This window comes from Pyxidicoccus caerfyrddinensis (assembly GCF_010894405.1).
Classification (GTDB): domain Bacteria; phylum Myxococcota; class Myxococcia; order Myxococcales; family Myxococcaceae; genus Myxococcus; species Myxococcus caerfyrddinensis.
Genome location: NZ_JAAIYA010000027.1, coordinates 22,277 through 46,206, shown reverse-complemented (window position 1 = coordinate 46,206; position 23,930 = coordinate 22,277). Strand labels below are relative to the sequence as shown.

Sequence of the window (23,930 nt, the reverse complement as noted above, 5' to 3'; positions counted from 1 at the left end):
TTCACGTTAGGGCGGGTTTTCGTGGATGATATGTCTCACGGTCGAATCTTGATTCACGGGGATGTCTCGTGAGCCAGGGTCCAAGCATCGGCTCGCGCCCGGGCGCGAGAAGGGAACCCAGCCAATGTCCGCCACCGAGTCCGCGTGCCCTGTCAGCTCGTACAACGAGTGGGACCTCCTGGAAGAAGTCATCGTGGGCATCGTGGATGGGGCCACCGTCCCGCCCTCGCACATCGCGCTGAAGGCGACGCTGCCCGAGGACCAGCACGACTTCTTCCGGAAGCACGCGGGCAAGCCCTTCCCGGCCGAGCAGATTGCGGCGGCGAAGAAGGACCTGGAGGAGTTCGTCCACATCCTGGAGGCGGAGGGCGTGAAGGTCCGCCGCCCGGAGCCGGTGGACCAGCTCAAGGCGTACGGCGCGCCGGGCTGGACGAGCACCGGCCTGTACGCCGCCATGCCCCGTGACTTGCTGCTGGTGGTGGGCAACGACATCATCGAGTGCCCCATGGCGTGGCGCTCGCGCTACTACGAGACGTCCTCGTACCGGCCGCTGCTCAAGGAGTACTTCCACGGCGGCGCGCGCTGGAGCGCGGGCCCCAAGCCGGAGCTGAAGGACGAGCTGTACGACTATGACTGGACGGAGGCGCACGACGGCGGGCCGTTCCGCTCCGTCATCAGCGAGTTCGAGCCCACCTTCGACGCCGCGGACTTCATCCGCTGCGGCAAGGACATCTTCGCGCAGCGCAGCAACGTCACGAACAGCTTCGGAATCGAGTGGCTGCGCCGCCACATCGGCCCCGAGTACCGTATCCATGTCTTCGAGTTCGATGACCCGCACCCGATGCACATCGACGCGACGCTGGTGCCACTGGCGCCGGGCAAGCTGCTCATCAACCCGGAGCGCGTAACGAAGGTGCCGGAGCTGTTCAAGGGCTGGGACGTGTTTCGCGCGCCCAAGCCCATCATGCCGCCCGAACACACGCTCTACATGACGAGCAAGTGGATCAACATGAACGTCATCATGCTCGACGAGCAGCGCGTCGTGGTGGAGCGCTCCGACGAGCCGATGATTGCGTCGTTCAAGAAGTGGGGCTTCAAGCCCGTCCTCTGCAACTTCCGCAACTTCAACTCGTTCGGTGGCTCGTTCCACTGCGCCACGCTGGACGTCCGCCGCAAGGGCCACCTCCAGTCCTACTTCTAGGCCGTTCGCCCACGCTTGGGGTCCTCGCGATGAAGGTCTGGAAGAACTCCCCGCTGGACGCGGTGATGCTCGCGTTGAGCGTCGTGCAGACGGGGATGATGTTGTGGCTGGCCGCGGGCTGGGAGCACGCCTCCGTCCTTCAACGGGTGGGGGGCTTCGCGCTCCTGGTCTTCATGATGACGTACAACATCATCATCATCTCCCACCTCTTCACCCACACCCCGTGGTTCGAGTCGCGGTGGCTCAACGCGGCGGTGTCGATGCTCAACTCGCTGAACATCGGCCAGTCGGTGCAGGCGTACCAGCTCACGCACGTGCGCAACCACCACCGATACAACAACGACCGCAAGGCGGCGGACGGGCACTCGCGGGACAGGTCCTCCACCTTCGAGGACGGGCGGGGCGGCGAGCACGACAGCGTGTGGCACTACGCCTTCGGCGGGGCGCTCCACTCGCTGCTGGGCACCGCGCGCAACGTGCTGGCGGTGTGGCGGCTGTGGGGCGTGGGACCGCATGAGCAGGCCCTGCATGAGCTGGCCACGAAGGACCCGGTGCGGCGAGCGCGGGAGCTGCGGCAGGTGCGGCTGGACAGGGTGGCCCACGTCGTGGGGCTGGGCGTGTTCCTTGCCCTGTCCTGGAAGTGGACGCTGGTGTGCTACGTGCCGGCCTTCTACCTGTCGCTCGCGCTGGTGAACGTGCAGAACTACTACGAGCACTACGGCGCGGTGCCCGAGAGTCGGTACACGGACTCGGTGAGCCACTACGGGCGGCTCTACAACCTGCTCACCTTCAACGACGGCCACCACCAGGAGCACCATCTGCGGCCGCAGACGCACTGGAGCCGCATGCCGGTGGTGCGCCGCGAGCACGCCGCCGCGCTGGACTCGGTGGAGCGCGTCGTGTCCCCGGTGCCCGCCATCGTCGGCTTCCTGTACCGCCGCCGGCCCCTGCTGCACCGCAAGGCCACCGCCGCCGCGCCGCCGCCGCCGCCCGAGGAGTCCGCGGAGCGCAACCTGCTCGTGGGGTAGGGCCCCTGGGCGGAGCCGTCAGCTCGAGGCGTGCAGCGCCTTGAGCAGGGCGTCGCAGGCGCAGACGGCCTCTTCCAGGGTGCCGACCAGCTCGCCCATCTCCGGGCGCACGCCCAGCTCGTCCTCGATGAGGTTGGCCAGGTTGGTCGCGAGCAGCGAGTTGCCGCCCATCTCGAAGAAGTGGTCCTTCGGCGCCACGGAGTCCACGCCGAGCAGCTCGCACCAGTAGCCGGCGAGCCGCTGCTCCAGGGAGGGGGTCGGGGACGCGATGAGGGTGCTCAAGGGTGGCTCCTGTGAAGCTCGGACGCTGGAGGCTATCAACACCGGACTTGCGAGCAAATGTGGTATCCCAAGACACACCCGGAGTCTGGCGCGGCGAGCGCCATCGGTGGACCTCGGCCGGCCTCACGTCTCCGCGCGGAAGAAGCCCTTCTTCGCCTGCTCCGCCGCCGCGACGTAGAGGCCGGTGACGGCGACGATGGCGAGCAGCAGCGTCCCCGGAGGCCGCACGAAGCCGAGCGCTCCCGCGAAGGGGAGGAATGGCAGCAGGAACGTGAGCGCGATGACGGCCGCCGTGGTGACGAGCAGCAGCGTGCCGGGTCGGCTGCGGTAGAAGGGCCGCCGCGTGCGCACCACCAGCGCAATCACCAGCTCCGTCAGCAGCGACTCGATGAACCAGCCGGTGCGGAACAGCTCCGGGCTGGCCCGGAAGAAGCGCAGGAGCGCGCCGAAGGTGAGGAAGTCGAAGACGGCGCTCAGCAGCCCGAAGGCCACCATGAAGCGCCCGATGAGGCGCATGTTCCACCGCCGCGGCCGCTCCATCAGCTCCGGGTCCACGCTGTCCCCCGCCAGCCCCACGGCGGGGATGTCCGAGAGGAAGTTGTTGAGGAGGATCTGCCCCGCCAGCAGCGGGAGGAAGGGCAGGAACAGCGACGCCGCCGCCATGCTGACCATGTTGCCGAGGTTCGCGCTCGTCGTGGTCAGGATGTACTTGAGCGTGTTGGCGAACGTCCTGCGCCCCTCGTCGATGCCGCGCCGCACGACGTCCAGGTGGCGCTGGAGGAGCACGAAGTCCGCGGCCTCCCGGGCCACGTCCGCCGCCCGCTCGACGGAGATGCTCGCGTCCGCCGCGTGCATGGCCGGGGCGTCATTCACGCCGTCCCCGAGGAAGCCCACCACGTGCCCCTGCTTCTTCAGGGCGAGGATGATGCGCTCCTTCTGCGTCGGGTCCACCTCGACGAAGAGCTCCGCCCGCTCGGCCTGGTGCCACAGCGCCTCGTCGCTGAGCTGGTGCAGCTGGGCCCCGGTGAGCACCCGCGTGGTGCCCAGGCCCACCTCGCGGGCCACGTGCTCCGCCACCCGCCGGCTGTCACCGGTGATGAGCTTGATGTCCACCCCCATCCGCGACAGCTCGAGGATGGCCTCGCGGGCGCCCTCCTTCGCCTGGTCGGAGAAGGCCAGGAAGCCCACGAAGGTCAGCGCGTGCTCGTCCTCGCGCGCATAGCGCTCCCGGGGCTCGATGGGGCGCACGGCGAGGGCCAGGATGCGGATGCCCTGCGCTCCCCAGGCGTCGACGCGGCGCTGGAGCTCCGCCCGGAGCTGCGTGTCCAGCGGGGCCCCGTCCGTCATCCGGGTACAGGACTCCAGGACCTGCGTGAAGGCCCCCTTCGTGACGAGGCGGACGTCGTCGCCCCGGCGGACGATGACGGACAGGCGCTTGCGGACGAAGTCGTAGGGAATCTCTCCGAGCTTGTCGGCGGCGCCCGGCGCGAGCTGGCGCGCCCGGAGGATGGCCTCGTCGAGCGGATTCGACACGCCCGCCTGGAGCCCGGCGTTGAGCGACGCCAGCGCGAGGACGTCCTCGGAGCGCGCGCCCGAGGCGTCGTAGGCACCCTCGAGGCTGACGACGCCCTCGGTCAGGGTGCCCGTCTTGTCGGTGCACAGCACGTCCATGCTGCCCAGGTTCTCGATGGCGCTGAGCCTGCGCACCAGCACGCCTCGCGCGGCCATCGCCTGCGAGCCGGCGGAGAGATTCACGTTGAGGATGGCCGGCAGCAGCTCCGGGCTCAGCCCCACCGCGAGCGCCAGGGAGAACAGGAGCGTCTCCACGGGCGGCCGGTTCAGCAGGACGTTCGCCGCGACGACCACCAGCACCATCACCACCATGGTGGTGAGGAGCACATAGCCGAACTGTCGCAGGCCCCGGTCGAACTCCGTCTCGGGCGCACGCAGGGCCAGGCGCCCGGCGATGCCGCCGAAGGCGGTGCTCCGCCCGGTGGCGACGACGAGGCACCGCCCTTGTCCGTTGCGCACGTGCGTGCCCCGGAAGACGCAGTTGTCGCGCTCGGCCAGCGCCGCCTCCGGGGCGGCCACGCCGGGCCGCTTCTCCACGGGAAAGCTCTCGCCCGTCAGCACCGCCTGGCTGACGAACAGGTCCGTCGCCTCCAGCACCCTCGCGTCGGCGGGCACCATGCTGCCCGCGGACAGGAGCACGACGTCGCCGGGGACGACGTCCGCGAGCGGCACGGTGGACGCGTGCCCTCCCCGGAGCACCTTCACCCCCAGGGCGATGCGCTCGCGCAGCCGGGCGATGGTGGCCTGGGCCTTGTATTCGCGCGAGTAGCCGAGCAGCACGCTGCCGAGGACGATGGCCAGGACGATGACCGCGTCCGTCCAGTCACCCGTGAAGGCCGAGATGACCGCCGCGACGACCAGCAGGAGGACCAGCGGGCTCTTGAGCTGGAGCCACACCACCCGCAGGCGCGACGGCCTCCGGGCTTCCTCCAGCGCATTGTCGCCGTACAGCTCCCGCCTCCGCGCGGCCTCTTCCACCGTGAGCCCGTCAGGCGTCGTCCGCAGGGCGTCGAGCAGGGCCTGGGGGGAGAGGGCCCAGTACCGCTCGATGGCCGGGCCGCGGTCCGCCTCGCGTTGCTCGCGAAGCTCCCCCCGGGACAGCAGCAGGCCCGGCACCAGGGGCAGGTAGAAGCTGAAGCCCCGGAACAGCACCGTCGCGGAGAACGCCGCGGCCAGGGGCACGCCCATCAGCGCCAGCGTCCCGGTGGAGGCCGCCTCGAACGTGCCGAGCCCGCCGGGGACGACGCCCAGCGTCCTCGCCAGCGTGGACAGCATGAAGGCGGTGAAGACGCCGGTGGGCGCCGCGTCCACTCCGATGGAGCGGAGCAGGGCCCAGAGCGTCGCCGCGTCGAGCAGGTGGATGACGAAGTTGAAGCCGGTCGCCTCGGTCAGCACGCGCGGGCTGTGCGCGAGCCCGGGCGGCGCTTCGGAGATGGCGCGCAAAAGCGTCCTCGCGCCGGGGATTCTCGCGAAGCCGCGCGGCGGCCTGTCGGTGCGGGTGCCCCGGGACAGGCTCAGGAGGAAGGCGATGAGCGCGCCGCTGAGCGCGACGAGCACCCCCGTGGCCATCCACACCAGCGTCCGCGCCTCGCCGAGAAAGTCGGCCAGGCCCAGCGCGACGAGGAGCGCGAGGATCTGCGCGGTGTAGTTGGTCATCGTCTCCACCACCACGCACGCCATCACCGGCCCGCGCCCCACGCCCCGTCGCTCCAGGCCATGGACGATGAGCGCCGCGCCGCTGATGCCGGCGGAGGGGAGGGCCTGGTCGATGAAGAGCTTCGCGAAGCTCAGCGAATAGAGGGCGCCCAGGGGCACGCGGAAGCGCGTCCTCCGCAACACGGCGAGCCACACCGCCGACTGCGACAGGTAGGTCGCCGCCTGGAGCAGCGCGGCGACCAGCAGCCAGGCGGGGGCGGACTCCTTCAGCAGGCGCGCGAACTCGCGCTCTTCCGACGCGCGCGCCACCACCACGATGACCGCCGCCAGCAGGGCCAGCCCGAAACCCCACTTGCGCCAGTCCCGTCGAAGTGGCACGTGGCGCCCGCTCACTCCGCCGCGCGCTGGTAGTAGCCGTCCGAGAGCGTCCGCAGGAAGGCGACCAGGGCCTGCTCCTCCTGGAGCGTGAGCCGCAGGTCGCCCACCTCGCGGGTGTTGAGGTTCAGCCCCACCTCCGGCGTGGGCCAGCAGTCCACGCCGGGGATGCCCGGCGTTCCGGACAGGCACACCGGCAGCACGTCCCGCGTGTTGTAGAAGTGGACGATGGACTCGAGGCTCTTGAAGTAGCCGTTGTGGGCATAGGCCTTGACGAAGCCGGGGTAGGGCCGCTTGTCCACGTTGCGCAGCGTGGGGACCTTCACCTTGCCCAGGTTGGCGCGCGCGAAAGGCGCCCACTCCTCACGCGTGAAGAGGAAGGCCCCCAGCCCCAGGTCCACGTAGAAGGGCCCCTCGGGGTTGAACGGGAGCTCCCAGTACCAGGGGTTGAACAGGTTGCGCGGCACGCCCAGGTTCTCGAAGGTGTAGTCGGTGAAGAGCGGTGGCTCGCCGCGGCGGCCGGGCCGGCTGGTGTGGCAGGTGTCGCAGCGGGCCTTTCCCTCGAAGAGCCTCAGGCCCCAGCGCTCCTGGGCCGTGAGCGAGGCGCGGCCGGCCAGCCAGGCGTCGTACTTCGAGGAGAAGGCGTTGACCTCGCTCGAGCCCTCGTAGGCGGCGATGGCCCGGGCGATGGAGTCATACGCGCGTGGCACATCGGCGCAGATGCGGGCGCCGTAGACGGCGCGGAAGACGTCGCCGTAGGGGCCCCGGCAGACCTTGGCCACCACGACGGCCTCGCTGGGGTTGTTCTGCTCCACGGGGTTGAGGAAGGGGCCCTGCGCCTGGTCCGCGGCGGGGTTGCCCAGCTCCTCTCCGGTGGCGCGCCCGTCCCAGAAGTTGCCGCCCACGAAGCCCGCCTGTCCCGGCGCCTCCAGATGGAGGACGGGGGCCTGGGTGGCATAGGCGGACGAAGGCGGCTTGCGGTTGCCGAAGCGCCCCCGCACGGCGCCCTCGTAGACGGAGCCGGTGAGGTTGATGAACAGGTCCGGTCCCGTCCAGCCCACCTCGGGGCCATGGCAGACGGCGCAGGCCTGTCCCTGGGGCTCCGAGAGCCTGCGGTCGAAGAAGAGGAGCTTGCCGAGCCGCTCCACCGGCCTCAGCCCCGCGGGCTTCGACGACGCCTCCGCCGCCAGCGTCGCCTCGAAGATGGCCGAGGCCTGGACGTCCGCCGGGTGCCCGGGCGCGGAGGCTTCCGGAGAACTCGCGGAGGCTTCCGGAGGGCTCGCGGAGGCTTCCTGAGCGAGGAGCGCTGGAGCCCCGTAGGCCAGCGGGACACCCGCCGCCAGCGAAAGGAACAACCGCCACCATGACCGTGACATGTCGGCACCTCGGCTTCGAGCGGCGGCAAGGTTGGCCTTGCCGTCCGGCTCGGCCATGGGGCGGGAGCCGGGGCCCTGTGTCTCCTGGTGGCGCCGGGCCGTCCGACTTCCGTCCAGGTGACATGACTGCCGAGCGGCGGGGACCTGCGCGTCAGGGAGTGGGACGACTTCAAGTTTCCGACGGCGGCATACGTCCAGGCCCCGCCACACCGGGGCGCCCCCACGCCGGGTATGCGGTAAATCGCTACTTTCTGTCAGGTCCTGATTAGATGAACTCCCCGACTTAACAGTGACTCGTGGTTGGTGGCAGAGTGCGGACGCCTTCAACACCTCGTCGCCCCCAACCTCCTCCCCCCCAGGAGAGCGCGCGTGAAGACACTGCTCGTCACCCAGGCCGACCTGCGCAAGCTCGTGCACATGGAGGGAATCGACGCGCTGATGGACACCGTCATCGAGGCGCTGGAGCACGCGTTCCGCACCTTCGACGAGGAGCGCACCGAGCCTCGCAAGCGGGACGGCTTCACGCTGCGCAACGAGCGCACCGGCGTGCTGGAGTGGATGCCGGTGATGCAGCGCGGGGAGACCATCACCATCAAGGTGGTGGGCTACAACCCGAACAACCCCCACCGCTATGGCGTGCCCACCATCATCGCCACCAACAGCGTGTACGACTGCGCCACGGGACGGCTGCTGGAGTTGATGGACGGGGTGCTCCCCACCGCGCTGCGCACGGGCGCGGCGTCGGCCATCGCGAGCAAGTACCTGGCGGACCCGGACAGCCGCGTGGTGGGCATGGTGGGCTGCGGTGCGCAGGCCGTCACCCAGCTGCATGCCCTCTCGCGCCTGTTCCCCATCGAGCGCGTGCTCGCGTACGACGTGGACCTGGGCGTGCTGCGGACGTATCTGCGGCGCGTGGGCTTCCTCGGGCTGGATGTGCGCCCGGCCTCGTTGGAGGAGCTGACGGCGGAGTCGGACATCATCTGCACCGTCACCTCCGTGGGCGTGGGCGAGGGCCCCGTCATTCCGGACGGTCGCTTCAAGCCGTCGGTGCACCTCAACGCGGTGGGCTCGGACCTGCCGGGCAAGACGGAGCTGCCGCTGCCCTTGCTGGAGCGCAGCCTCGTGTGCCCGGACTTCCTCGCGCAGGCGCTCGTCGAGGGTGAGTGCCAGCAGCTGCGGCCGGAGCAGATTGGCCCCGGCATCGTCGAGGTCGTCCAGAATCCGGAGCGCTACGCGGACTGGCGCAAGCGCTCCACCGTCTTCGACTCCACGGGCTTCGCGCTGGAGGACCAGGTGGTGACGCGGGCCCTCACGCGGCGCGCACGGGAGCTCGGGCTGGGCTCGGAGGTCGAGCTGGAGAGTCTGTCGGGGGACGCGATGAACCCGTACGACGAGCTCCTGCCGACGCACGGCTCGCAGACGACCCTGCGCACGGCCCGCGTGGACTGAAGCAGCCGGTCCGTTTCTCAGAAGAACGCCCTTTCCACCTGGATTCCCCCCGGGCTCGCGGAAGCGCGCCCTGAGGGCTTGCGCGAGGTCAGGTGCACCATGACGCAGACACAGGCTTCCTCGAACGAAGGCACGCGGCAGCGGGGGGATGCACCGGGAAGAAGGCCACCGCTGACGCACCAGCCGCACGGGGGCGAGGCGGTGCAGTCCTTCGCGCAGCAGCGACTGTGGTTCCTCGCGCAGCTCGACCCGGGCGGCTTCGCGTACAACGCCCCGTTCGCCACGAGGCTGAAGGGCCCGCTGGATGTGGGCGCGCTGGAGGCGGGCTTCCAGGAAGTGGTGCGGCGGCACGAGTCGCTGCGCACCACCTTCTCGCAGGTGGAGGGTCAACCGGTACAGCGCATCCACGAGAACGTGGAGCTGAAGCTGGAAGTGGAAGACGTGGCCGAGGCGGACGTCATCGCCCACGCGGAGCAGGAGGCTCGCGCGCCGTTCGACCTGGAGCGGGGACCGCTGTTGCGCGTGCGCCTCTTGCGAGTGGCCCCCGCGGAGCACGTGCTGCTCTGGACGGTGCACCACCTCGTTTTCGACGGCTGGTCCATGGGCGTGCTGGAGCGCGAAGTGGCCGCGGTGTACGGCGCGCGGGTGAGGGGAGAGGCGCCCGAGCTCGAGCCGCTGCCCGCACAGTACGCGGACTATGCGCGCTGGCAGCGTGAGTGGCTGACGGGCGAGGTGCTGGAGCGGCAATTGGAGTGGTGGAAGGAGCAGCTCGCCGGGGCGCCTCCCGTGCTGGAGTTGCCCACCGACAGGCCGCGACCTCCCGTGCAGTCCTTCCACGGCGCGCTGCTGCGGGTCCCCCTGCCGGAAGACCTGACGTCCGCGCTGCGCGAGCTGAGCCGCAAGGAGGGCGTGACGCTCTTCATGACGCTGCTCGCGGGCTTCCACGCGCTGCTGGCGCGCTACAGCGGCCAGTCCGACGTCGTCGTGGGCTCGCCCTTCGCGGGGCGAAGCCAGCACGACCTGGAGGGCATGGTCGGCTTCTTCGCGAACACCCTGGCCCTTCGCGCCGACACGGAGGGCGCGTCCTTCCACGAGCTGCTGGGCCGGGTGCGAAAGGTGTGTCTCGGGGCCTTCGTCCACCAGGACCTGCCCTTCGAGCAGCTCGTGGATGCGCTCCAGTCCACGCGGGACTTGAGCCGCTCACCCATCTTCCAGGCCGCCTTCGCGCTTCAGGGAGAGCCCGGCTCCGAGCTGAAGCTCTCCGGGGTGAGCGCCTCGGACGTCGCCTTCGAACCCGGAGTGTCGAAGTTCGACCTCACGCTCTTCGTGCGCGAGACGTCCTATGGGCTCGAGGGCCTGTGGGAATACAGCACCGGCCTCTTCGATGAAGCCACCATCGCCCGAATGGCGGGGCACTACGCGCGGCTGCTGGCGGCGGCGGTAGCGCGGCCGGAGCAGCGTGTGTCGGAGCTGCCGCTGCTCTCCGAGGACGAGCGCCACCAGCTGTGGGTCGAGTGGAACGACACACGGACGGAGTATCCCCGCGACGCGTGCATCCACGGCCTTTTCGAGGCACAGGCGGCGCGCACGCCGGACGCCGTGGCGGTGGAGTCCGAGGGCGCGCGGCTGACGTACGCCGAGCTGAACGGGCGGGCCAACCAGCTCGCCCGGTATCTGCGGCGTCGCGGCGTGGTGGCCGGCACTCGCGTCGGATTGTGCACGGGACGCTCGCTGGAGCTGGTGGTGGCCACGCTCGCCATCCTCAAGGCGGGCGGCGCGTACGTGCCGCTCGACAGCGCCTACCCCGGCGAGCGACTCGCCTTCATGGTGGAGGACTCGGGCCTCCAGGTGCTGCTGGCGCAGCCCGCGCTCCTGCCCCGGCTGCCCCCGGACCTTCGCGTGGACGTCGTGCCCCTGGAGCCCATGGGGGAGGCCTTCTCGCGGGAGCGCATCGAGAACCTGGGCGAGCCAGGAGCCGCCGAGGGACTCGCGTACGTCATGTACACGTCGGGCTCGACGGGACGGCCCAAGGCCGTGGGCATTCCGCACCGGGGCGTGGTGCGCCTGGTGAAGGGCTCGCGCTTCGTGGAGCTGTCCCAGTGCGAAGTCCTCCTGCAGCTCGCCCCCATCTCCTTCGACGCGTCCACCTTCGAGCTGTGGGGCGCGCTACTCAACGGCGCGAAGCTGGTGCTGTTTCCCGAGCACGCGCCCTCACTGGAGGAGTTGGGCCGCGCGCTGGTGCGGCACGGCGTCACCACGCTGTGGCTCACCGCCGCGCTCTTCGAGCAGATGATGGCCTCGCAGCCGGAAGCCCTGTCGGGCGTGCGGCAGGTGCTGGCCGGCGGCGACGTGCTTTCACCTACTGCCGTGCGGGCGCGGCTCTCCCAGGGCGGGTTGCTCGTCAACGGCTACGGCCCCACGGAGAACACCACCTTCACCTGCTGCCACCCGATGACGGAGCCCAGGCAAGTGGGGCCCACGGTGTCCATCGGCCGGCCCATCGCCAACACGCAGGTGTACCTGCTGGACGTGGCACTGGAGTTGGTGCCCGTGGGCGTCTGGGGCGAGCTGTACACGGGCGGCGACGGGCTGGCGTGGGGCTACCTCGGCCGCCCGGAGCTGACGGCGGAGCGCTTCATTCCGCACCCTTTCAGTCCGCAGCACGGCGCCCGGCTCTATCGCACCGGAGACAGGGCGCGGTGGCTTGCGGACGGGCGCCTCGAATTCTCGGGCCGGCTGGACGGACAGGTGAAGCTGCGCGGCTTCCGCATCGAGCCCGGCGAGGTGGAGTCCGCCCTGCTGCGCCACCCCGGCGTGCGCGAGGCGGTGGTGGTGGCGCGCGAGGACGGGCCCGGCGGCAAGCGGCTCATCGCGTACTTCGTCCCCCATGGTGAGGCGCCCGCGACGGCGGAGCTGCGCGCGCATGCGCAGGCGAAGCTGCCCGAGTACATGGTGCCCTCGGCCTTCGTGTCGCTGCCGGCGCTGCCCCTCACGCCCAATGGCAAGGTGGACCGAAAGGCGCTGCCGGCCCCGTACGTAGAGGCGGCCTCCGGAGAACAGGTGGCTCCTCGCACCGCGATGGAGCAGGTGGTGGCCGGCGTGTTCGGACCCCTGCTGGGTCTGGAGCAGGTGGGAGCCGACAGCCACTTCTTCGAGCTGGGCGGCCACTCGCTGCTGGCCACCCAGGCTGTCTCGCGGCTGCGCGAGGTGGTGGGCCGTGAGCTGCCGGTGCGCGCGCTCTTCGAGGCACCCACCGTGGCGCAACTGGCCCGGCGACTGGAGGAAGCGGGTGGGGCGACGTCGGCACCGCTGACGCACCAGCCGCACGGCGGCGAGGCAGTGCAGTCCTTCGCCCAGCAGCGACTGTGGTTCCTCTCGCAGTTCGACGCGAGCGGCATCTCCTACAACATCCCGTTTGCCCTGCGACTGAAAGGCCCGCTGGAGGTGGAGGCACTGGAAGCGAGCTTCCAGGAAGTGGCACGGCGGCACGAGTCGCTGCGCACCACCTTCGCGGAGGTGGATGGCCGGCCAATACAGCGCATCCACGCGCGGCTGGAGTTGAAGCTGCGAGTGGAGGAGGCGGCCGAGACGGAGGTCGTGGCCCGGGCGGAGCAGGAAGCACGCCGGCCCTTCGACCTGGAGCGAGGCCCGCTGTTGCGCGTGCGCCTTTTGAGAGTGGCCTCCGAGGAGCACGTGCTGCTCTGGACGGTGCACCACATCGTCTTCGACGGCTGGTCCGTCGGTGTGCTGCACCACGAGCTCTCGGAGTCGTATTCGGCCCGGGTCCGCGGAGAGGTGTCGCGGCTGGACGCGCTGCCGGTGCAGTACGCGGACTATGCACGCTGGCAGCGCGAGTGGCTGCAGGGCGAGGTGCTGGAGCGACAGCTGTCCTGGTGGAAGGAACATCTCGCCGGGGCACCGCCCGTGCTGGAGTTGCCCACCGACAGGCCGCGTCCTCCCGTGCAGTCCTTCCGAGGCGCGCTGCTGCGCGTCCCACTGCCGGACGCGCTGGCGAGAGCCCTGCGCCAGCTCAGTCAGCGCGAGGGCACGACGCTCTACATGACGCTGCTGGCGGGCTTCCAGGCGCTGTTGGCGCGCTACAGCGGCCAGTCCGACATCGTCGTGGGCTCGCCCATCTCCGGCCGCAACTGGCGCGAGGTGGAGCCGCTGCTGGGCTTCTTCGTCAACACGCTGGCGCTGCGCGTCGACACCGGCGGCGGAGTGTCCTTCCGTGAGCTGCTGGGCCGCGTGCGCAGGGCGTGCCTCGGTGCCTTCGCGCATCAAGACCTGCCCTTCGAGCACCTCGTCGACGCGCTCCAGCCCACGCGTGACATGAGCCGCTCGCCGCTGTTCCAGGTGATGTTCGTGATGCCCGGGACGCCCAGGCCGCTGGCCCTGGAGGGCGTCACCGCCGACGAGCTCGTCTTCGAGCCCGGGGTCGCGAAGTTCGACCTCACCCTCTTCGCGTGGGAGCAGCCGCGGGGGCTGGAGACGTACTGGGAATACAACACCGACCTCTACGACGAGGCGACGGTGGCCCTCATGGTGGGGCACTACGTCTGGCTGTTGCAGGCCGCCGTCTCCGAGCCTGGACAGCGCGTGGACTCGCTGCCACTGCTGGGCGAGACCGAGCGCAACCGGTTGTTGCTGGAGTGGGGCTCGCGCGAGGACACCACCTACGCTCCGGGACTCATGCACCGCTGGGTGGAGGCCCAGGTGGCGCGCACGCCCGAGGCCGAGGCGGTGACGGACGGCACCAGTTCGCTCACCTACGCGGAGCTGGATGCGCGCGCCAACCAGCTCGCGCACCATCTGCTCTCCCTGGGCGTGCGGCCCAATGGCTCAGTGGGTCTGTGCCTGGACCGGGGCAGTCTGGACATGCCCGTGGCGGTGCTGGCCACGCTCAAGGCGGGCGCGGCCTTCCTGCCGCTGGACCCCACCTGGCCCGCCGAGCGCCTGGCGCTGATGCTGGAAGACACCGGCGCGCCAGTCGTGGTGGCGCACGGCCAGCTCGTCTCGGCGGTGCCTCCCGGCTCGGGCGCGCACCTGCTGCGTCTGGACGAAGCCGCGGACGCCATCTCCGCGTGCCCCACGCACGTGCCGGCGGTGGATGTGTCGCCGGAGACGCACTGCTACTTCGTCTACACCTCGGGCAGCACCGGCCGGCCCAAGGGCATCGTCATGTCCCACCGCGCGGTGGGCAACATGCTGTGGTGGCTGCTCCAGCGCTCGGTGAAGCCGGACGCCACCACGCTCCAGTTCGCCTCGCTCAACTTCGACGTCTCGTTCCAGGAGATGTTCGGCACCTGGTGCCTGGGCGGCCGCGTGCTGCTGATGACGCCGCCGCTGCGCCAGGACCCCACCGCCATGCTGCGCTACATGGTGCGGCACCGCGTGGAGCGGCTGTACCTTCCCTTCGTCGCGTTGCAGGCAGTGTGTGACGCGGCGCTCGGCGAGGCGGAGCTGCCGCCGCTCACGGAGGTGGTGACGGCGGGCGAGCAGCTCCAGGTGACTCCGGCGCTGGTGGCCTTCTTCGAGCGACTCCCCGGCTGCGTGCTGGAGAACCAGTACGGGCCCTCGGAGGCGCACGTCGTCACGGCGTGGCGTGCGTCCGGGCCTCCGTCCTCCTGGCCCGCGCTGCCACCGGTGGGCAGGCCCATCCCCAACGTGCGGCTCCACGTGGTGGACTCGCGGGGAGAGCCCTGTCCCATCGGCGTGCCCGGTGAGGTGTACGTCGCCGGCGCGAGCCTCGCGCATGGCTACCACGGGCGCCCAGACCTGACGGCGGACCGCTTCGTCCCGGACCTGCTCGGAGGCCCGTCGGGGGCGCGCACCTATCGCACGGGCGACCGGGCGCGGTGGCTGGCGGATGGCAACCTGGAGTTCCTCGGCCGCCTGGACGGGCAGGTGAAGCTGCGCGGCTTCCGCATCGAGCTGGGCGAGGTGGAGGTGGTGCTGCGCGCCTTCCCCGGCGTGCGCGACGCGGTGGCCATCGTCCGCGAGGACGTGCCCGGAGACCGGCGACTGGTGGCCTACGTGGTTCCGCAGGAGGGCCCATCGGTGGAGCTCGCCGGGCTGCGCGAGCACCTACAAGCGAAGCTGCCCGAGTACATGGTGCCCTCGGCCTTCGTGCCGCTCGCCACGCTTCCGCTGGCGCCGACCGGCAAGGTGGACCGCAAGGCGCTGCCCTTGCCCACGGCGGGAAGCACCCAGGCGGGGCGCGTGGCGCCTCGCACCGCGATGGAGCAGGTGGTGGCCGGCATCTTCGGGCCGCTATTGGGACTGGAGCGAGTGGGGGCGGACGACCACTTCTTCGAGCTGGGAGGCCACTCGCTGCTGGCCACCCGGGTCGTCTCGCGACTGCGGGACGTGGTGGGCCGCGAGCTGCCGGTGCGTGCGCTCTTCGAAGCCCCCACGGTGGCGCAGCTGGCGCGACGGCTGGAAGAGGTGCTGGAGGAGGAGCGGGGAGTGCCGCCACCGCCGTTGGTGCACCAGCCACACGGCGGCGAGGCGGTGCAGTCCTTCGCGCAGCAGCGGCTGTGGTTCGTCTCGCAGCTCGACGCGGGAGGCTTCTCCTACAACATGCCCAATGCCCTGCGGCTGAAGGGCCCGCTGGACGTGAGCGCACTGGAGGCGAGCTTCCAGGAAGTGGCGCGGCGGCACGAGTCGCTGCGCACCACGTTCGCGGAAGTGGATGGCCAGCCGGTACAGCGCATCCACGCGAAGGTGGAGCCGCGGCTCGAAGTGGAGGACGTGGCCGAGAAGGACGTCATCGCCCGCGCGGAGCAGGAGGCCCGCACGCCCTTCGACCTGGAGCGGGGACCGCTGCTGCGTGTGCGCCTGCTGCGCGTGACTCCGGAGGAGCACGTGCTGCTCTGGACGGTGCACCACCTCGTCTTCGACGGCTGGTCCATGGGCGTGCTGGAGCGGGAAGTGGCCGCGGTGTACGGCGCACGGGTGAGGGGAGAGGCGCCGGAGTTGGAGGCGCTGCCCGTGCAGTACGCGGACTATGCGCGCTGGCAGCGTGAGTGGCTGAAGGGCGAGGTGCTGGAGCGACAGCTGTCGTGGTGGAAGGAGCAGCTCGCCGGGGTACCGCCCGTGCTGGAGCTGCCCACCGACAGGCCGCGCCCCGCCGTGCAGTCCTTCAACGGTGCCCACCTGCCGATGCGGCTCCCGCCGGAGCTGGCCGGAGCGCTGCGCGAGCTGAGCCGCAAGGAAGGCGTGACGCTGTTCATGACGCTGCTGGCGGGCTTCCAGGCGCTGCTGGCGCGCTACAGCGGCCAGGCGGACATCGTCGTGGGCTCGCCCATCTCCGGCCGCAACTGGCGCGAGGTGGAGCCGCTGCTGGGCTTCTTCGTCAACACGCTGGCCCTGCGCGTCGACACCGGCGGCGGAGTGTCCTTCCGCGAGCTGCTGGGCCGGGTGCGCAAGGCGTGCCTGGGTGCCTACGCCCACCAGGACCTGCCCTTCGAGCACCTCGTCGACGCGCTCCAGCCGGCCCGTGACTTGAGCCGCACGCCGCTGTTCCAGGTCATGTTCGTCATGCCGGGAGCCACGGTGCCCATGCCGCTGCCGGGCCTCGACTCGGAGGAGGTGGCCTTCGAGCCGGGCATGGCGAAGTTCGACCTCACCCTCTTCGTGCGCGAGCTGCCGCAGGGCCTCGTCGCGTACTGGGAATACAACACCGACCTCCACGACGAGGAGACGGTGACACGCATGGCCGGACACTACGCGCGGCTGTTGCAAGGCGCGGTGTCCCAACCGGGCCAGCGCGTGGACTCACTGCCGCTGCTGGGCGAGGCCGAACGCCGCCGGCTGCTGGTGGAATGGAACGCCACCGAGGCGCCTCGGCCTTCCGAGCCCCACGTGCACGCGCTCTTCGAGGCGTGGGCCGAGCGAACCCCGGATGCGGTCGCCGTCCGCGCGGGAGACGCGCGGCTCACGTATGGCGCGCTGAATCGCAGGGCCAATCAGCTCGCCCACGTCCTGCGTGGCGCGGGCGTGGGCCCGGACGTACCGGTGGCGCTGTGCGTCCGGCGCTCGCTGGAGCTGGCCGTGGGCGTGCTCGGCATCCTCAAGGCGGGGGGCGCCTACGTCCCGCTGGACCCGGCGTATCCACAGGGCCGCCTGGCCATGATGCTCCGTGCCTCGCGCGCGCCGTTGCTCCTCACCCAATCCACGCTTCTTGACGTGCTGCCCTCGGACGAGGTGCGCACGCTGTGCCTGGACACGGAGACATTCACGGGCGCGAGCGACGCGAACCTCCCGGCGATGGCCGGACCGGAGGCGCTGGCGTACGTCATCTACACCTCGGGCTCCACCGGCGTGCCCAAGGGCGTGGCCATGCCGCACGGGCCGCTGCTCAACCTGCTGCACTGGCAGCTGGGCGCCTTCGTGCTTCCCCGAGCCAGGACGCTCCAGTTCTCCGCGCTCAGCTTCGATGTGAGCTTCCAGGAGCTGTTCTCCACCTGGGAGGCCGGCGGCGAGCTCGTGCTCATCTCCGAGGAGCAGCGCCTGGACGCCCGCGCGCTGCTGGAGCTGATGGACCGCCAGGAGGTGGAGCGGCTCTTTCTGCCCTTCGTCGCGCTCCAGAACCTGGCGGAGGTGGCGGACCGCGAGGCGCGCGTGCCCCGGCGGCTGCGGGAAATCATCACCGCGGGTGAGCAGCTCCGGGTGACACCAGCCCTGCGGCGCTTCATGAAGCGGCTGGACGGCTGCGTCCTGCACAACCAGTACGGCCCGACGGAGTGCCACGCCACCACGTTCCTCGTTCTCACGGGTGACGCCGGGGCGTGGCCGGACCTGCCGTCCATCGGCCGGCCCATCGCCAACGGCCGCGTCCACCTGCTCGACGAGCACCTGTCGCCGGTGCCCGTTGGCGTGCCGGGCGAGCTGTACATCGGCGGCGAGCTCCTGGCGCGCGGCTACCTCCACCGCCCGGAGCTGACGCCGGAGCGCTTCATTCCGGACCCGTTCAGCTCGCGTCCGGGCGCACGCCTGTATCGGACGGGGGACTTCGCGCGCTACCTGCCAGACGGGGCCCTCGAGTTCCTCGGACGCAGGGACGCGCAGGTGAAGGTGCGCGGCTACCGCATCGAGCTGGCCGAGGTGGAGGCGGCGCTGGCGCACCATCCGGCGCTGAAGGACTGCGTGGTGGAGGCGCGCGAGGATGGCTCGGGCCACAAGCGTCTGGTGGGCTACGTCGTCGGCGCGGGAGGGCCGCCACCCCAGGCCGCGGAGCTGCGGGCGTTCCTCAAGGAGCGGCTCCCCGACTACATGGTGCCCGGCCACTTCGTGCCCATGGACGCGTTTCCGCTGTCACCCAGCGGCAAGGTGAACCGCCGCGCGCTGCCCGCGCCCGAGGGCTCCCTGCACGACTCCACGCGAGTCCGCATCGCGCCGCGCAGCGCGCTGGAGCTGCAGCTTGTCCGTGCCTGGGAAGAGGTGCTGGGCCTGCACCCCGTGGGCATCCGGGATGACTTCTTCGAGCTGGGCGGTCACTCGCTGCTGGCCGTCCGCCTGCTGGGCCGCATTCGCGAGCTGACGGGCCGGGCCCTCCCCGTGGCGGCGCTCATCCAGGGCGCGACGGTGGAGCACGTCGCGAGCCTGCTGCGTCGCGAGCAGGGCCCTTCGTCGCCCCTGGTGCAGCTGCGCGGAGGCACGGCGAAGCGGCCCTTCTTCTGCATCCACCCTGTGGGCGGCACGGTGCTGTCCTACGCGGAGCTGGCGCACCTGCTCGGGCCGGACCAGCCCTTCTACGGCGTGCAGTCCCCGGGACTGGAAGGAGAGGCGCCGCCGTCCGAGAGCCTGGAGGAGCTGGCCGCGCTCTATCTGAAGGCGGTGCGCGCCGTGCAGCCTCGGGGGCCCTACCTGCTCGGTGGCTGGTCGATGGGCGGCAGCCTCGCCTTCGAGATGGCTCGCCAACTCGAGTCGCAAGGAGAAGAGGTGGGGCTGCTGGCGCTCATCGACACCTACGCGAAGGCCTTCCCGGGCGGCACGGTGATGCCGGAGTGGCTGGAGCCCGCGAGGCTGGGCGCGCTCTTCTACCGCGACCTGCTGCGTGCCACGGGGGCGGACCTCCCGTGCCCGGAAGAAGAGCTCTCACGGCTGGCGCCGGACGAGGCGCTGCGCGTGCTCGAAGAGGCGGGTCGCAAGGCGGCGGCGCTTCCCGAGTCGGGCATGCAGTCGCTGCACACGCTGCGGCGGGTGTTCGAGTCCAACCTCCGCGCGGCGTGGAGCTACGTGCCCCGGCCGTACGCGGGGACGCTGCTCTCATTCGAGGCGAGCGAGGCCACCAGGCCCCACGGCTGGGAGTCGCTGGCCCGGGGCGGGGTGGAGGTGCACACGCTGGAGGGGGACCACTACGCCCTGCTGCGCGGCCCGGGCGTCAAGGCGCTGGCCGCGCTGCTGCGGGGGGCCCTGGAACGGGCCCACGCAGGAGGTGCACGTGCGCCGCGGAGTGATGCTGTCTGAGAAAGGTCGGCGGAGGCCTCCTGCTGGCGTCGGGCCGGCAGGACATGCCTACGTCCCCGTGCCGCACGTTCGGAGCTCACACACCCAGCTGAGAAACGGAGGCTGCGGACCGGACCCGGAGACCGAGTCCGGACAGCGAGCCCGAACATCAAGCCCACGTGCCAGACCCCGGAGGCCCAGCCCGGGCAGCGAGCCTGAACAGCAAGCCCGCGTGCCGGACCCCGGAGACCAAGCCCGGAGACCAAGTCCGGACAGTGAGCCCGCATACCGCCCCCCGGAGCCAAGCCCGGACAGTGAGCCCGCGTGCCGGACCCCGGAGACCAAACCGGGGACAACGAGGTCACATACCGGTCCCCGGAGTCCGGGCCCGCACATCGGCCCCGACACGGGGTACCCCGCAAGGCGAAGACGCGCCGGCCTACCCAGAAGGGGGCTCAGCCTCTCCCAACCCACCATGTCAGCCCCCTCCGGTAGAAGGGAATGGTGGAAGTAATATTCCTTCCACGGGACGGCCGCCCCGGAAGGGGGGGCAGGAGGGGGTAGGGGATGGGGTTCGCGGAGCATTACCTCGCGGGGATGATGCAGAGCTCGGCGGAGGTGCTGGGCCGGCATGGCTACGAGCACGTGAAGGCCGAGGACCTGGCCCGGTCCGTGGGGATGTCGGTGGGCAGCCTGTACCGGCGCTACGGCAGCAAGCAGCACTTCGCCCGGACGGTGCGGACCTTCCACGAGGACACCTTCTGCCGGGAGGTGGACTGGGCCTTCTTCTGCAAGCACGGAGCGGACGGCGTCACCTTTCGCGAGGCCTTCTTCACCTTCTGGGATGCGCTGACGCACTGGGCGCTGGGGCTGCCCGGCCCGTTCGCCTTCGCCTTCCTGCACCGGCACCCGGACGTCGAAGGGCAGCCGGCGCCCGGCAGTGCGGCGCGGGCGCTGGTGCGCGAGGTGCTCTTGAAGGGAGAGCAGGACGGGGCGCTGATGCCCGGCTGCGCCCGGGTGGGCGAAGCGCTGGTGTGGGGCACGCTGGCGGAGTGGGTGCGCACGCTGGAGGAGCGAAACGAGGAGGTATACCGGAAGGACCTCCTCGCGTCGGCCGAGGCGCTCTGGCGCGCCCTGGCGAAGACTGAAAAACCCGGTGGCTCCCGCGAGGTCGGCCCTACTCCTGCCGCCGCTCCGCCAGGCTCTCAGCCGACGGGGGCGGGCACTGCTGACGCTTCCCAGGGCAGTGGAATGGCGCCTGCCGTTGTCCAGCCTGCGCCGCGGACGCAAACCCCGTCAGGGCTTCTCGGCGTAGACCACCGCGTACTCGTCGCAGTTGAAGAGGGTGGTCCACTGCGTCTGCTCGAGGGGTGTCAGCCGGGCCTGCTTCACGCTCTCGCGGACCTTGTCGACGGTGACGGCGCCGAGCTTGCGCTCGACGGCCGTCATCCCTCGCAGCGCCGTAATCGCGGTGTTGACCCCCGGGTAGACGTCCGCGGAGATGGAGTCCAGCCGCGCCTTCTGGAAGCCCGCCCGCTCCAGCTCCGAGACGTAGCGCTGCGTCGTCCAGACGTTGGCCTCCGGGAAGGCAATCAGGCCGCGCCAGTAGCGGTGGCGAAGGCGGCGGCGCAGTCCCACGCCGGCCTCGCGGTCGGTCTTCTGGCACATGTCCGCCATGACGAGCCGGCCTCCCGGGCGCAGCACCCGGAACGCCTCGCGCAGGAAGTCGCTGCGCGTCCGGAAGTGCATGGCGGACTCGAGCGCGAAGACGACGCTGAACTCACCGGCACCGAAGGGCAGCGCCGTCGCCGAGCCCTGCTCCAGGCGGATGACGCCGTCGAGCCCCGTGAGCTTCACGCGCTCGCGGCCGATGCGGACCTGGTTCGGGGTGATGTTGACGCCGGTGATGCGGGCGGGGCGGTACTGCTCGGCCCAGAGGAGGTCCTGGTCCGCGTAGCCGAAGCCGCAGTCCAGCACCGTGTCGTCCGGGCCCAGGCGCGCCGTCTTCGCCAGCAGGTGCGCCATCTGCTCCTGGGCGGTCTTGAACAGCTCGCCCACGCGCTCGCAGTTGTTCTCGTCGACGCGCTCCACGTCCCGCCAGTAGCCGAGGTTGATCCAGAAGGGCTCGCGCCCCGTGCTGACGCGAATCTCCTGCGGCGTGGGCATGCCGGTGACCCAGGCCCCCGTCTCGTTCGTGTAGAAGTGCTCCGGATCCGCCAGGACCGCGCTCTTGAGCTGCTTTGCCGCCTTGATGACGTCGAACATGGCGAGCCTCCTCGAGTCCGGCGGCCAGCATGCCACTGGGCGCGGATTCCCGGTATCACGGGTTACACGAGGATGATCTGTCAACAGTCCGGCGGCATCGGGGACGGCGCACTCGCAGTGCTGCTTGGTTCCGTTCCGAGGTGGCGAAGGCGGGAATGACGACCGCCGGCCGCCATGAGGCAGCCGGCGCTTCACCTGTTCCTCCGTCGTCCTAGAAGAAGACGTGCGTGAGGCGCGCCCCGACGAAGTTGCCCTTCGTCACGCCCGCCGAGCCGTAGATGTCCGGCTGGAACTGGAGCATGACGGTGGTCAGCTTCTCGATGCGCAAGCCCATCGTCAGGCGCAGCGAGCTGACGGTCTGCTTCGGAGAGACCTCCACCTCGCCAGCCGGAGTCTCGATGGTGCGCTGCCCGTTCCGGTCGATGTAGAGCGCCGCGCCCGTGAAGAAGCTCGCGGAAAGGTCCATGCCCGCCGCGAGGACGCCGCCGAGCGACGGCGTCTGGCTCAGCTTCAGCTTCGCGACCTCCGTGCCCGCCAGCACCGGGAACTCGTCGTTGTCGCCGTGGATGCCCACGTTGGCCATGGCCTCCAGCGTGAAGGCCTTCAGGAAGCGCTGGCCCACGACGAGCTGCGGACGCACCGTCCACCGGTTGCTGCCGATGTTCAGGAAGCGGTCGCTGCTGTAGCTGCCCACCGGGATGGTGACGTACGGCGTGAAGGCGAACCACGTATGGGTATTCGTCTCCGCGTTCTGGACGATGCCGTAGCCCACCGTGGGGATGTACGTCAGGTCACCCACGCCCGACGCACGGAGCGCCGACTTGGGCGCCGCCGGCGACAACGGGTTGGCCTGGAACACCGTGACGTCCACCACCGGCATGCTCACGTCGAAGGGAACGACGACCAGCCCGCTCTCGCTCTTGAGTACGTACGTGGCGCGGAAGGCCGCCTGCGTCTGCGAGAAGTCCCGCTCGCCCGACGCGGACGCATGGCGCAGGTACGTGTGCGCGATGACGCTCCGGTTCGGCACGAAGAAGCCCGCTTCATAGTCCCGGAAGTCCGCCTGCTGGGCCTGGGCACCGGTCGCCGATACGAGAGCTACGAACAGGACAGCGAGGAACGCGCGATTCATGGGGTTCTCCTCTGCGGGGTGGACGTCGTGTCTGGCGCGGCCTTCAGTAGCGGAAGGGCCACGCCTGGAAGTACCGGCGGATGCGCAGCCACACGCCGAACAGCCCCATGGGCTCGAGCACGAGCACGAGCACCACGACGACGGACAGGAGCACCGTCGCCTGCTGCGCGGAGGTGAGCTGCTGGATGAGGGGAAGGGCGTGCCCCACCGACTCGGCGAGGGGGCTCAGGAAGGTGAAGGCGAGCGCGCCGCTGACCGCTCCGAAGACGCTTCCCACCCCGCCCAGCACAATCATGGCGATGAACTGGATGGACAGGTTCAAATCGAACGGCGGCTCGACGGTGATGTACTGCTGCTGGAAGGCGAACATCGCCCCGGCGATGCCGGCCAGGAACGAGGAGACACCGAAGGCCTGCAGCCGGGCCTGCGTCGTGGAGACGCCGAGCACCTCCGCCGCGAGGTCCTGGTCTCTCACCGCCATCATCGCGCGGCCGCTGTTGGACCGCTGCACGTTCTTCGTCAGCCACACCGTGCCCGCGGCCAGCGGCAGGAAGAGGAAGTACAGCTTCCGCTCGAAGCCGAGCACCACCGGCCCGAGCTGCCACGTGTCACCCACCGAGGCCGCGCTGCCCACGTCGCCGCGGAACCACCAGTACATGGGGACGGACGTGCCGCTCAGCCCGTTGGTCACCTCCGGGTACGCGAGCAGCACGTGCTGCGTGAGGAACACCAGCCCCAGCGTGACGATGGCCAGGTACAGGCCCCTGAGCCTCAGCGCGAAGGCGCCGATGACCACCCCGACGCAGGCGGACACCGCGCCGGCCAGGGGGAGCGCCAGCCAGAAGGGCCAGCCCCACTTGTTGCCCAGCACCGCGACGGTGTACGCGCCCAGCGCGAGGAAGGCCGCGTGCCCCAGGCTCACCTGGCCCGCGAAGCCGGTGAGCACCATCAGCGCCGCCGCGCCGACGATGGCCACCAGGCCCAGGTTGCCGACGGTGAGCCACCGCTCGCTCGCGAGCCATGGGTAGCCCAGGGCGACGGCCAGCGTCAGCACCGCGCCGGCCTTGTGCCACAGGCCGGGGAAGAGCTGCAGGTCGTCCTCGTAGCGAATCACCAGGGGGCGGGTTGGCATGGTGTCGTCT

General features: G+C 70.6%; 11 protein-coding genes and 1 pseudogene. 5 read left to right on the top strand and 7 right to left on the bottom strand.

What is annotated here, in order from left to right; genetic code table 11:
• The first annotated feature begins 124 nt into the window (after nt 1-124).
• Both G4D86_RS54015 and G4D86_RS42415 read left to right on the top strand, forming a co-directional pair.
• Complete coding sequence (locus G4D86_RS54015) at nt 125-1,201, top strand: amidinotransferase (protein WP_164000309.1); 1,077 nt, start codon at nt 125-127, stop codon at nt 1,199-1,201.
• Between the two features lie 29 nt (nt 1,202-1,230).
• The gene (locus G4D86_RS42415; protein WP_164000307.1) at nt 1,231-2,229 is read left to right on the top strand and encodes a fatty acid desaturase family protein; all 999 of its coding nucleotides are present in this window, start codon (nt 1,231-1,233) and stop codon (nt 2,227-2,229) included.
• Between the two features lie 18 nt (nt 2,230-2,247).
• Here G4D86_RS42415 and G4D86_RS42410 read toward each other — a convergent pair whose 3' ends face one another.
• The 3 genes from G4D86_RS42410 to G4D86_RS42400 all read right to left on the bottom strand — a co-directional run bounded on the left by G4D86_RS42410 (nt 2,248) and on the right by G4D86_RS42400 (nt 7,490).
• Entirely contained in the window at nt 2,248-2,511 is a 264-nt protein-coding gene (locus G4D86_RS42410; protein WP_164000305.1) for a phosphopantetheine-binding protein, read from the bottom strand.
• A 123-nt stretch (nt 2,512-2,634) separates the two neighbouring features.
• A complete protein-coding gene (gene mgtA / locus G4D86_RS42405) occupies nt 2,635-6,117 on the bottom strand; it encodes a magnesium-translocating P-type ATPase (RefSeq protein WP_205520268.1) in 3,483 nt (1,160 codons plus the stop codon).
• 11 nt (nt 6,118-6,128) lie between these two features.
• On the bottom strand, nt 6,129-7,490 hold the full coding sequence (locus tag G4D86_RS42400; protein ID WP_164000303.1) for a cytochrome-c peroxidase: 1,362 nt from the start codon (nt 7,488-7,490) through the stop codon (nt 6,129-6,131).
• A gap of 369 nt (nt 7,491-7,859) precedes the next feature.
• Between G4D86_RS42400 and G4D86_RS42395 the strand changes: the two genes are divergently transcribed.
• From G4D86_RS42395 to G4D86_RS54390, 3 genes and pseudogenes are all read left to right on the top strand, one after another.
• Nucleotides 7,860-8,939, top strand: a complete 1,080-nt coding sequence (locus tag G4D86_RS42395; RefSeq protein WP_240360792.1) for an ornithine cyclodeaminase family protein — start codon at nt 7,860-7,862, stop codon at nt 8,937-8,939.
• A gap of 99 nt (nt 8,940-9,038) precedes the next feature.
• On the top strand, nt 9,039-19,412 hold the full coding sequence (locus G4D86_RS42390; protein WP_164000301.1) for a non-ribosomal peptide synthetase: 10,374 nt from the start codon (nt 9,039-9,041) through the stop codon (nt 19,410-19,412).
• Between the two features lie 546 nt (nt 19,413-19,958).
• Nucleotides 19,959-20,063: pseudogene (locus tag G4D86_RS54390) on the top strand (hypothetical protein); the annotation flags it as partial.
• A 32-nt stretch (nt 20,064-20,095) separates the two neighbouring features.
• Here the strand turns inward: G4D86_RS54390 and G4D86_RS42380 are convergent.
• The 4 genes from G4D86_RS42380 to G4D86_RS42365 all read right to left on the bottom strand — a co-directional run bounded on the left by G4D86_RS42380 (nt 20,096) and on the right by G4D86_RS42365 (nt 23,920).
• Nucleotides 20,096-20,455: a hypothetical protein gene (locus tag G4D86_RS42380; protein ID WP_164000299.1), complete on the bottom strand. Its 360-nt coding sequence runs from the start codon at nt 20,453-20,455 to the stop codon at nt 20,096-20,098.
• Between the two features lie 232 nt (nt 20,456-20,687).
• The gene (locus G4D86_RS42375) at nt 20,688-21,656 is read right to left on the bottom strand and encodes an SAM-dependent methyltransferase (protein WP_164000296.1); all 969 of its coding nucleotides are present in this window, start codon (nt 21,654-21,656) and stop codon (nt 20,688-20,690) included.
• A 211-nt stretch (nt 21,657-21,867) separates the two neighbouring features.
• Nucleotides 21,868-22,788 (bottom strand): transporter, encoded by a 921-nt coding sequence (locus G4D86_RS42370; protein ID WP_164000295.1) that lies wholly within the window; start codon nt 22,786-22,788, stop codon nt 21,868-21,870.
• Nucleotides 22,789-22,831: 43 nt separating this feature from the next.
• Entirely contained in the window at nt 22,832-23,920 is a 1,089-nt protein-coding gene (locus tag G4D86_RS42365; RefSeq protein WP_164000293.1) for a branched-chain amino acid ABC transporter permease, read from the bottom strand.
• Between the last annotated feature and the right edge of the window lie 10 nt (nt 23,921-23,930).

What these genes read in the sequence shown, in the direction of transcription:
- G4D86_RS42365 (WP_164000293.1), bottom strand. Translation starts at nt 23,920, where the DNA reads ATGCCAACCCGCCCCCTGGTGATTCGCTACGAGGACGACCTGCAGCTC.
- G4D86_RS42390 (WP_164000301.1), top strand. Translation starts at nt 9,039, where the DNA reads ATGACGCAGACACAGGCTTCCTCGAACGAAGGCACGCGGCAGCGGGGG.
- G4D86_RS42400 (WP_164000303.1), bottom strand. Translation starts at nt 7,490, where the DNA reads ATGTCACGGTCATGGTGGCGGTTGTTCCTTTCGCTGGCGGCGGGTGTC.
- G4D86_RS54015 (WP_164000309.1), top strand. Translation starts at nt 125, where the DNA reads ATGTCCGCCACCGAGTCCGCGTGCCCTGTCAGCTCGTACAACGAGTGG.
- G4D86_RS42415 (WP_164000307.1), top strand. Translation starts at nt 1,231, where the DNA reads ATGAAGGTCTGGAAGAACTCCCCGCTGGACGCGGTGATGCTCGCGTTG.
- G4D86_RS42375 (WP_164000296.1), bottom strand. Translation starts at nt 21,656, where the DNA reads ATGTTCGACGTCATCAAGGCGGCAAAGCAGCTCAAGAGCGCGGTCCTG.
- G4D86_RS42370 (WP_164000295.1), bottom strand. Translation starts at nt 22,788, where the DNA reads ATGAATCGCGCGTTCCTCGCTGTCCTGTTCGTAGCTCTCGTATCGGCG.